At 47.5% G+C, this 12,180-nt stretch carries 4 protein-coding genes; all 4 read right to left on the bottom strand.

Annotated features, from left to right (window positions below):
* Positions 1-43: 43 nt before the first annotated feature.
* The 4 genes from KRX19_10785 to KRX19_10770 all read right to left on the bottom strand — a co-directional run bounded on the left by KRX19_10785 (position 44) and on the right by KRX19_10770 (position 12,085).
* Entirely contained in the window at positions 44-4,678 is a 4,635-nt protein-coding gene (locus tag KRX19_10785; protein ID MBV7435508.1) for an autotransporter outer membrane beta-barrel domain-containing protein, read from the bottom strand.
* Between the two features lie 335 nt (positions 4,679-5,013).
* The gene (locus tag KRX19_10780) at positions 5,014-7,173 is read right to left on the bottom strand and encodes a bifunctional (p)ppGpp synthetase/guanosine-3',5'-bis(diphosphate) 3'-pyrophosphohydrolase (protein ID MBV7435507.1); all 2,160 of its coding nucleotides are present in this window, start codon (positions 7,171-7,173) and stop codon (positions 5,014-5,016) included.
* Positions 7,170-9,779: an aminopeptidase N gene (pepN, locus tag KRX19_10775; GenBank protein MBV7435506.1), complete on the bottom strand. Its 2,610-nt coding sequence runs from the start codon at positions 9,777-9,779 to the stop codon at positions 7,170-7,172. Before pepN ends, KRX19_10780 begins: the two co-directional genes overlap by 4 nt.
* The gene (locus tag KRX19_10770) at positions 9,776-12,085 is read right to left on the bottom strand and encodes an NADP-dependent malic enzyme (protein MBV7435505.1); all 2,310 of its coding nucleotides are present in this window, start codon (positions 12,083-12,085) and stop codon (positions 9,776-9,778) included. The genes pepN and KRX19_10770 overlap by 4 nt, the downstream gene beginning before the upstream one ends.
* Between the last annotated feature and the right edge of the window lie 95 nt (positions 12,086-12,180).

The following is a 12,180-nucleotide window of genomic DNA, read 5'->3' as shown; positions in this document are numbered from 1 at the left end:
GGCCGAGCACAATGCCCGGCCATAATTTTAGATACCATGCTTTTTAGAAATCAACACGAATGTTCAGCCCCAAATTATGGTCACTCAACCCTTTGCGTACTTTACCTTGATAGTGTGCCGAAATCTTAGCGCTTGGTGCTATCTGATAACCCGCCTCAAAGCTCAAACTACCTTGGACTCGACCTCTATCAGCTGCATAACTCGTAAATTTACGAGAAGCTCCTTCCTCATGGACTGCAACTACTTCTGACTGCGTATCCATCACGTCATAAGCGATAGCAGCACGTCCTTTTAAGGTGAATTGTTGACCTAGCTTATAGGCAACTTGCACGCCTGTTTCCAGTGCCAAGTTAGTCTGAGTTTTCGGATCGATGATGAGATTAAGCGCACCTGCGCCATACTCATGGTAACCATCACGCTTATTAACCACCAAGTCAGAACGCACGAAAGGCTCAACAATACGATCATCAGTGCCAAAGCGGTAATGAGCACCTGCACTAGCATAACCTGTATTAATGCCAAAATCAGATGTTGCGATACGTGCAGGGCTAGTAAATGAAATAAAACGTTTGCCATCAACTGAACTATGCGCATAACCAAGCTCAAAATCCGCACCAAACCTATCATTCATTGGTATAGAGCCATAAGCCGCAATATTGAAGGTTTTCATTTTTGCCTTAGCATTTGCAGCAAAATCACGGCTCTCAATATCGCTATTGTTATAGCCGACTAACACACCAAGCCCCATACCATTATCGATAAATTTGTTGGCACCCACATATAGGTTCTGACTATTATTTTCATAACCTGATCGGCCATGACCACCTTTTTGTCTACTGTTACTGGCGCCAATATCAGCCCAAATATTAGGTGAATCTACATCATTCAGGCGATGGTCAGCAAAAGCAAACCGGCTCTTATCAATGACATCAGATGCGATATTACTGGTAGCACCGGTGAACAGTGGTACGGACTCAGCTACAGCGACTTTAACAGCTTCTCTACTATTTAACGCCCAGAACTTACGAGCAAATTCACTTGTTGAATTTTCCTTCAGAGAACTATTGATAGCCATTGCAGCATCACTTAAATCAGCATGGTCACTACTTTTTATGATATCGACAATTAAAGGATCTCCACCAGTTGTATCACCAGTTGTATCACCAGTTGTATCACCAGTTGTATCACCAGTTGTATCACCAGTTGTATCACCAGTTGAACCACCAGTTGAACCACCAGTTGAACCACCAGTTGAACCACCAGTTGAACCACCAGTTGAACCACCAGTTGAACCACCAGTTGAACCACCAGTTGAACCACCAGTTGAACCACCAGTCGTATCACCAGTTGTACCTACCTTGAGGTGGACAGCATGATCTTCGTATTCAGGCGTAAAGTCAAACAACGTACTGTCATCCTCAAATGACTGGAATTGACCAATGACTTTATAAGGATGCGTCGTCGTGCCATCTTCACCAGCCGTAGGCTCGTTATGCTCAACGTTACGTACGGCAATATCGTCAACCTTGACAACATTTAGCACTTTATCATCCTTAACCAGTGCACTTTTTGCCAGCTCTTCTACTTGTACTGACAACTTACCATTACTAATATCAGCTGAGCCACCGATGACATGGAGCTGACCATGCTCATTCTCATCCTTTCCAGCAATACCAATAACAAGGCTATCACCGCTATTCATGGCGTAATCACCATAATAATCCAGTCTACTATTCAGTTCTGCATTGTGTACCGCATCAATACCAGTTTCATTTTGATGAATAGCAGTTGGCTTATTAACGATCAAACGATCAATATTGCCACTGAATGGCTGATAGAGCGTGATCGTCTCGTCACTACTACGATCAACCACTTCACCAAATTGTAGCGTGTTGCTTCCTGTGCCAACATTAAAATCCTTACCATTAAGACGTACTGTCTCATCAGAAATAATGACCGTATTATCGCCTCCATTAAGTGCAACATCACCATTAATAGTCGCATTATTTTTCAACAGTAGTGTTTTGTTTTTATCAGCCGCACCAGTAATCGCATATGGATCTTTTTCGATATAGCCCTTCTCTTGAGTACTATCACTGATGCGCACCTTAAAGCCATTGCTGTTGATCACAGAATCATCAACGGTCAATTTCGCTTCATCAGCCAGTTTAATGGCATTAACAAAACCATTGACGATACTGCCTTCCAGCGCCAAATCCTGATTCGCAATTAAAGCAGCATTTTCGACACCAACGCCATTGATAATGGTATTGGTATAGGCTTCTTTCGCAACCAGTTCACTGTCTTTTCCAGTAGCTTTTAACGGTGCATTAATAACTTGATATGTTTTGCCATTAATCGTTGATTCACCGTCTGGAGCGACAATAATTTTATCAATGCTTTCGGCATCTTTATTGCGTTTTAGCTTATTATCATAAAATGATGCGTTCGGTTTCTTGACCAGCCCTCTTTTCAAATAGACTAATGTACCGTGGTTATTAAGCGGATTATCTTCGTCCTTTACGTCTTCTAAACCAAAATAGCGATAGCTTTGTTTTTCAGTATTACCACTAAAACTTCTATCATAATTACCCGCAATTAGTATGCCAGCCATCAAGCCATAGTTATTAATGTCTTGCTCATATCCAGGATTGAAGTCATAACTACCATATCGATTAGCAATTTCACCAAGCGCTAAAAGCGCAGTCTGGTTACCTGAAATAATGCCGGTGTTGGTAATACCACCCGTCATTTTCCCATTCACAGCAATACCTGTTCCCGTACCCAGAAAATCGGCACGAGCATAACCATCAGCACCATAGCCATGGATCATGCGGCTATACCCACTGATCACACCATTATTATTAATATCACCAAGCTTCGGCTTAACTCCCCCGGTTGACTTTTTACCACTAAATAGGGAAATACCATTACCACCACCATAGACTGTGGTCTTTGCATCCGTACTTCGAACAACACCACTGCGATTATCCCAGCCTTTAGGCGCATAAGCATTATCAGGTCTATCTGGTGTCTGATCAGTAGCGGCAAACGAGTTTAGCCCATATGCTCGTGTTGTAACAAACAGCATGACTTCTTCATCAGGATGCACTAGTGCTCCATCAGCTGCCTTATTGGTATTGAGAGTAGTACCAGCTTTGGTATACAAATCTCCTGAAATGATGCCACTGTTATCGACTGAGCCAATACTCACTTCGTCATCGCCACCAATATCTGTTTTCAAGAATACAGATACACCATCACCTACACCGTAAGCATTAACATTGATTTTATCTACACCTGTTTCTGCTGCTTTCAACGACGCAGCGCCTGCAATACGACCACTATTTTTCAGAGAGTCCAGCTTCACTTTAGAGCTTGGACTTGAGCTTTCTGTCACCGTACGGACGTTAATACCATTACCACTGCCTTTAGCTTCTACAGATGAATCAATAATATTGAGGTAATTGCCCGTACTGGTATTGGGTACAAAGTCATTTTTTTCTGCTTTAGATACCAATGAGCCTAAAATACGTCCACTATTTTCAACATCACCAAGATGTGTACTTGTAGCATGCTTGGCTCTACGTAAAGTAGTTGTCGCAAGCGATAAACCATTACCAGTATCCTTGCTGCGAGTATGGCTCCAGCCCAATACGCTAGGATGAAGGTTGGCACCTCCAGCTACAAGTGCATTACCCGACATCCAGCCCGTGTTGGAAAGTTTTTCGAGCGTGACCGTATTTGTTTTGCTTTGTGAATAGGTATATTGATCAGGTGTGTAAACATAGCCGAATAAGCTAGCACCATTACCTGACCCGAAAGAAACCGAAGGGAAATACTGAGCGCTTTGTGGCGTACCATTTTTTTTCGTATTACCCTTGAGCGCAATATCGCCACGTAGTACACCCTCATTATCCAACTCATTCAGATTGATATCAATCGACTTGCCATGTAAGTTGGTGTTATCGTTAAGCGCTCTCACCATGCTTGCAGGAGCACTACGCGCGCTGCGCACCTTTGCTACACGTGCACCACTTCCTCCAGAAACAGCACTACCCGTGGCAAAACTGATTTCGCTGCCATATTCTGTTTGTGAGAAAAGTGCAATGCCGTTACCTGAGCCATTGCTGAACAGAAAGCTCTTTTTTTCACTTTCTCCACCTTTGAGCAGGCCTTCACCGGTAATCGTTCCCTGATTCTTTATGGTATCGATACTATAATTGACATCATTGGAGTTATTACGTGATGTCCAGCCATATGCATCCACACCATTACCTTGACCATCGGAAAAAGCAGATGCATTTTCATTATGCCATTTTGCTGCTTCATCATTTTCATCGTCTACAACGACTTCACCACCGGTAAACTCAAACTTGCCGTGAATAGCACCTTCGTTGACTACATTTGTTTGCGCAGGGTTGCCGTACCAGATAACCCGAACGGCATTACCTGAACGATTACGGACACCTTGTGTTGCATTGGTGTCTTTCGGGTCATCTTCTAAATGCCCGTCAATAACATCTGTGCGGTCAATACTTTCTAATGCCCCTACTGTTATCGTGGCACCCTCACCAAGCTTATAGCTAGCTTCGGCTACTGAGGACACACTCATCACTCCAAGGGAAAATAATATGGCGGCACTCATTTTATTGAGCGGAAAATGTTTATTATTCATTAATAGAACCTATATGAAATTATTATATTTTTTTAGAAACTTATATAACAATATTGCAAAAGGTTAACAATTGTACAGACAGCCATGATAAATAGCAATTATTATTGTCTTTTTGTTGATTAATTAAGCAAAACATACACTTCCTGTACATAGACAAAGACATTGCTATCATTCAAGTTAAGGCTAACCAATTAGAGATAAATCTTAGCTAATTCCGAGTATTTATAAAGCTTACTCAAGGCCTTATAAATACTCTTGAACCATTATTATCCTCATGAAGCATAGAAGCAGCGTGGGTGGATCAATAGCATCACTTCTGTATGTCTATTAAATTCCTACCGGGTAACGCGGCGGACACTGTTGACGTCTTTGACTTGGCTGACTCGGTCGATGACGCGCGAGAGCTGCGCCATGTCAGCGACTTCAAGGGTGAAAGTGCCAGATAGGCGCTGGCGGTCATCGTGTCCCATATTGACGTTGGTGATGGTGACTTTTTCATTGGCAAAAATTTGCGTGATGTCTCGCAGCAGATGTATGCGGTCATGTGCTTCGATAGCGATATCAAGGGTATATACCCCAGCGACATCAGCCTGCCAATGCACGTCGATAATGCGTTCAGGGTGTGCATTGGCGAGGTGTTGTAAATTCTGGCAATCGCTGCGGTGAATATTTATGCCACGCCCTTGGGTGATAAAGCCAGTGATGTCAACTGGCGGCAATGGCTGGCAGCAGCTGGCAAAATTAACCATCAGGTCATCAACACCATTTACTTCAATGCTGCTACTTTTATTGCGCTTTGACGCTTTGAGTGGAATGCGAGCCAGACGCTCATCAAGGCTAGGCTGCTCGCTTTGCCGTTTTGCAGCGTGCTTTTCCGCAAGGTCATGCACAACGGTAAGTACGCCAACTTCACCAAAGCCAATGCGCGCAAACAAATCCTGCGGACTCGTGACGTTGAATTGCTTGGCGAGTGCGACGACATCTTCCGGTATAGCAGTGATGCCAAGGCGTTTACATTCGCGATCGAACATCTCTTGCCCAGCAATGACACTGCTTTCTTTTTCAAGCTTTTTAAAATAGCTACGCACTTTGGCTTTCGAGCGTGCGCTTTGTAGATAGCCGAGATGGTCATTAAGCCAGTCGCGGCTAGGATTGGGTTCTTTGTGAGTAAGAATTTCTACGGTGTCGCCATTTTTTAGCGCCGTGGTTAACGGGACGATTTTGCCGTTGATTTTTGCGCCACGACAGCGGTGACCGAGGTTGGTATGAATGTGGTAGGCAAAATCGAGTGGCGTCGCACTTTCAGGTAAATCGACGACTTTACCCTGAGGCGAGACGGCATAGACGCGGTCGCGGAAGGCTTCGTTTTTGAATTGATCGAAGACGACGTCACCACGCGCGGCATCGCCCGAGCCATCGAGCATACGGCGCAACCATTCAATTTGCTGCTCGAATTGGCGTGAGTGACGCACGCCTTTTTCTTTATATATCCAGTGCGCAGCAACACCAAGTTCGGCGTGCTCGTGCATTTTGCGCGTGCGGATTTGCACTTCCAGCACACGATCTTCCGGTCCGATTAATGAAGTGTGTAAAGATTGATAGCCGTTCGCTTTCGGGTGCGCGATGTAGTCGTCAAATTCTTCAGGGATAGGTTGCCACATGTCATTGACGATCGAAAGCACTTGGTAGCACTCTTCTTCGGTCTCGACTTCAACCCGCACCGCGCGTACGTCATTAACCTGCTCAAAGCGCAAATTCTTGCGCTTCATTTTCAGATAAATACTGTTGATATGCTTAACGCGGCCGTAAATTTTATTTGCACCGATCCCGGCTTCCGCCATTTTCTGACGCAAGATCGCGATAATTCGCGTGATATAGCGCTCACGGTCAACTCGACGCTCTTCGAGTGCGTTGGCAAGTTCCTGATAGATATCGGGTTCGAGGATGCGCAGAGCGCGATCTTCGAGTTCCCATTTGAGTTGTGCAATACCGAGGCGGTTAGCAAGCGGCGCGAATAGATCGCGGGTCTGCAAAGCCAAGCGCTGCTGGTCGGCAAGCGAATAGCGCCCTGCACTGCGGATGGCGACAGTCTGCAAGGCGAGCTTGAGTATCACCGCACGCATGTCGCTCGCCATCGCGAGCAACATTTTGCGCAGTTGTTCGAGGTCGCTTTTTTCCTGCTCGTGCAAGGCGTCAATCAGCGCGAGGTCATCAAGGGCTTTGAGCACCCCGGTGACTTTTGGCGAGACGTCATTGTCAATACGCTCGGCATCGACTTTGCCACTGCGCCACACGCTGACCAACAGCCCAGCTGCAACTAAAGTTGCATCGCCGTGCAAACCACGCAGCGATTGAATCAACCATTGGGTTTGCTGATCGTCCGCAATGTTGCCCGTGTCGTTGGCGAGGTCGTAAGCACGCTCGATCAACTCACGGGCGCTGCTGTCAGGATATTCCGCCTGACCGGGCAGCCATTGTGGACGTAGCAAAGTCATGACAGCCCACTGATGATGCGATCAATCACTTCGCGCGCATCAACACTGATACCATCAACAGCAAGCAAGCTTTCCAGCTGCTCGCGGATTTGCTGCTGGCGGCCTTGGTCAAGGCGTGAAGCAATTGCGAACAGGTTGAGCATACGTGCGGAAAGCTGTGGATTGATGGTCAACACGCGGCGAATTTGATCTGCGACAAAAGCATAGCCGCTGCCGTCTTTGGCATGGAACAGCTTAAGATTCTGCGCAAAGGCGCCAACCAGCGAGCGGAAGCGGTTCGGATTGGTGATAACAAACCCTTTGCTTTCGCTCAGACGACGGATACGCTCAAGTGCACCGTTATCGTCTGCCGAGGCTTGTAAGGCGTACCATTTGTCCATCACCAGCGGATATTCAGCAAAGCGCTCGGCAAAGTCTGCCAATGCATCCATACGCGCTTGGTCGTGGCACTGATTGAGTGCGTTCATGGCACTCATGCGCTCGGTCATGTTGCGCGATTGCTGGTAGGCTTCGGCAAAGCGGCTGTGCCATTTGCCGTCGTCGGCTTTGGCAAGGTGCTGCATGAGGACGCCGCGCAGGCGACGGATTTGTGCATCGGCAACACTGTATTCCGGCTGAGTCTTAGTATCATCCTGCTGCAACCAAGCATCAGCGGCGTCAGCAATACCAGCCGAAATGTCGTCACCCAAGCGCTTGTCGGCGGCGAGGATGGCGTCCATATCAAGTGGCGGATCAAGCTCGTTCATCAATGATGCCGCTGTTGGTACGTCGAGTAACAGGGCTTTTTCACCGGCACTACGCTGTTCGTGCGCAAGGATGTCCTTGAGCAAGGTAGTAACGCGGGCAAGGCGTGGGCGATAAGCATCATCGTTGCCTGCGAGTGCCGCAGAAAACAGGCGGCGGTAGCAAGTCTGCATCGCCTCAAAGCGCGCAAAGCCGTCAATGCCGTGCAAGGCAATGCGCACGAGGTCGTCGTCGCTGTAGTCGTAGTCGTAGTAAATTGGCGCGGTAAAGCCATGCATCCACACCGGCATCCAGCCGCTATCAACATCGTGGAATTCAAGGCTTTCTTCGGCTTCGTTGAGCAACCACAAATATTCTTGCTCGCTGTCGTCAAAGGCGTAGTGCTCACCATCTTGGTTCATCAATGACAAACGCACAGGGATAACCAGCGGCTCAGCAGGCGTCAGGCGCTTGACGTCCTGCTTGGCATGTAGGGTCAAAGTACGGCTGTCGGCGTTGTAGTCACTGGTAAATTGGACGTACGGCGTGCCTTTGCTGGTATACCATTTAAAGAATTGTTCACTGAACGGATAACCAGATGCATCTTCCATGCACTTGGCAAATTCTTCGATACGCACAGCTTGTCCATCGTGGCGCTCAACGTAGAGCTTCATGCCTTTCTGGAAGCCTTCTTCACCGATGATGGTGTGGTACATACGGATCAGTTCAGCACCCTTTTCGTACACGGTGACGGTGTAGAAGTTATCAATTGCGGCATATTCCTGCGGCTGAACCGGGTGCGACATTGGGCTGGCATCCTCGGCAAACTGCACTCGGCGCAGAAGATTGACGTTAGCAATACGCTCAAGTGCGGCTTCACCCTGATCACCGGAAAACTCCTGGTCGCGGAATACGGTCAGGCCTTCTTTGAGGCTCAGCTGGAACCAATCGCGGCAAGTGATGCGGTTGCCGGTCCAGTTGTGAAAATACTCATGACCGATGACCGATTCAATACCGTGGAAATCGCTGTCGGTGGCGGTTTCAATATCGCCTAAAACGTAGCGCGTGTTGAACACATTGAGGCTTTTGTTCTCCATCGCGCCCATGTTGAAATCGCTAACCGCGACGATGTTAAAGCGCCCAAGATCGTAGTCGAGATTAAAACGCTGCTCGTCCCAATGGATTGAGTCCACAAGTGCCTGCATCGCAAAATCAGTCTGGTCAATAAAGGCGTGTTCGGTATAAATGCGCAGGTCAATGTCATGACCATGTGGTGTGGTGATGCTACGCTGTACTTCACCCAAATCACCAGCGACCAAGGCAAACAAATAGCTCGGCTTGGGGTGCGGATCATGCCATTCTGCGTAGTGGCAATCGTCGTCCAAATCGCCGGACCCGAGTAAATCGCCATTTGAGAGCAGAATCGGGCAAGTTGCCTTATCTGCTTCGATGCGCACGCGATAAGTGGCGAGGACATCAGGCCGGTCAAGTGCAAAGGAAATGCGGCGGAAACCTTCCGCTTCGCATTGGGTGCAGTACACGCCGTTAGAGCGGTAAAGGCCGGAAAGCTCTTTATTGCTATCTGCATCAATCTCAACCACCGTTTTTAAAGTGAATTGATCTGGCACATCAGCAATAGTCAGCTTGGCATCTTCGTATTGCCAGCCATCATCAGGCAAAGGATTGCCGTCAATAGCAATACTAATGACCTTCAGCGCCTCACCATTAAGGACTAATGGTGCACCTGCCTGTTCGCGGGTCAAGGTTTGTTCGTGATGTACTTGCGCCTTGCCGTCTTCAAGGACAAAGCGCAAATTGTGCTCACCGACGCTAAATGCCGGTGGCTGGTAGTCTGCTAAACGAATAGTAGTTACATTACTCATTCAATATCACCGTCTTGAATATGTTGCTTGGCTCGTTCGTAGTAATGCTGGGTTTCAACCACAGCAATTGCTGCCATATTTATGATACGGCGAGCCGTAGCGCTGGAGGTGAGGATTTCGACAGGACGACGCAAGCCCATCATGATTGGGCCAATGACGCTACCGTCGGAGACGACTTTCATCAGGTTATAACTGATGTTTGCTGCTTCAATATTAGGCATGACCAACAGGTTTGCATTCACGTCCACACCACCTTGTGGCAATAATCCTGCACGGATCTCATCAGCCAGAGCAGTATCAGCATGCATCTCACCCTCAACGATCAAATCCGGCGCAGCGGCGCGAATCATCGGCAGCGCATCGCGCATTACACGCGCACTGGCATCATCACTTGAGCCAAAATTAGAGTGCGAGAGCAATGCAGCGCGTGGCTCTATACCTAAGCGCTCCATCGTTTGTGCAGCCTGCAAAGTGATCTCGGTAATTGCTTTCGCATCTGGGCGCTTATGGATATGCGTATCAGTGATGAAAATTGTACCTTTTGATGAGACCATCATTTCCATAGCAGCTGGCTCATGCATACCTTTAATCGTGCCAAAAATGCCACATACACGACGCAAATGACGCTCATACCGCCCTGTCAAGCCACAAAGCATAGTATCAGCGTAGCCGAGCTTAACCAGCATTGCGCCAAGAGTGGTCGGACGCGTATTGATATGAATACGCGCATCTTGTTCGGTGACACCATCACGCCCACGCAATTTGTGATAGCCCTGATAACACTCGGCATAATATGGATTGTTCATCGGTTCAATCAGCTCAACATCGTTCTCGAAATCGAGGATGATGTTGTTCTGCTCCAGGCGCTGCAAAATAGTATCACGGCGACCAATCACAATCGGCTTACAAATTCCCTCTTGCACACAGGCGTACACCGCGCGCAGCACACGCAGATCCTCACCTTCGGCAAAGACAACTTTAAGCGGATTTTCGCGCGCTTGATCAATGATTGGCTTCATCACGAAGCCGCTGCGGTTAAACAGACTTTCAAGCTTCTCGCGATAGGCGTCCAAATCTTTGATCGGACGACGTGCCGCACCACTTTCCATTGCCGCCTTTGCAACAGCTACCGGAAGCGTTGAAATCAAACGAGGATCAAATGGCTTGGGAATAACATACTCTTTACCATAGACCAAACGGTGGCCACCATAAGCAGCAATAACTTCTTCCCCAGCTGGTGATTTGGCCAAATCAGCCAATGCATAACACGCAGCCATTTTCATTGCATCGTTGATCTCTGTCGCGCCAACATCAAGCGCACCACGGAACAAATACGGGAAGCAAAGAACATTATTGACCTGATTCGGGAAATCCGAACGACCGGTCGCAACAATGGCATCGTCACGCACTGCGTGTACGTCTTCAGGGCGAATTTCTGGATCAGGGTTAGCAAGGGCAAGAATCAGTGGCTGCTTCGCCATCGACTTAACCATATCCTGATTAACAACGCCTGCCTTAGACACACCGAGGAATACATCAGCACCAACCAATGCATCAGCAAGCGAACGCGCACTGGTATTGCTCACAAACTCGGCTTTTTTACCATCAAGCTTGCCTTCACGACCTTCATAAATCGGCCCTTTAGAATCACAAACCACGATATTTTCACGCTTAACCCCAAGCACGATAAACATCTCGAGGCATGCCATACCAGCCGCACCTGCGCCAGAAGCAACGACTTTAACCTCGCTAATTTCCTTCTTCTGAATACGCAATGCATTGATCAAAGCAGCGGAAGCAATAATTGCCGTACCGTGCTGGTCGTCGTGAAACACGGGAATATTCATACGCTCTTTGAGGCGTGTCTCGATCTCAAAACACTCCGGCGCTTTAATATCTTCCAAGTTAATACCACCGAACGTCGGCTCTAGGCTGGCAACGATCTCGATGAATTTATCTGGATCAGTTTCATTCACCTCAATATCAAATACATCAATACCAGCGAATTTCTTGAACAATACACCCTTGCCTTCCATGACCGGCTTACCAGCTAGCGCACCGATGTTACCGAGACCAAGCACCGCTGTACCATTAGAGATAACTGCAACCAAATTACCACGTGCAGTCAGGTAGTCCGCTTGTAATGGGTCTTCTTCGATCGCCTCACAGGCATACGCTACGCCCGGCGAATACGCCAACGACAAATCACGCTGGTTATCCAGTGTTTTAGTTGGAACAACCGAAATTTTACCGGCTGTGGGATAGCGGTGAAAGCGCAGTGCTTCCTCTTTAAAAGAATGACTCATTGACAACGACTCCGATGTACTGAAATTAAGTTGCAATAGTTTATCAGAATAGCAATCTCACCTCATCACAGCTGACAAGAATATCCAAACGATAA

The organism is Cardiobacteriaceae bacterium TAE3-ERU3 (assembly GCA_019218315.1).
Lineage (GTDB): Bacteria > Pseudomonadota > Gammaproteobacteria > Cardiobacteriales > Cardiobacteriaceae > JAHUUI01.
Note: the sequence above shows the minus strand (reverse complement) of the source record. Positions and strands in the feature narration are given on the sequence as shown.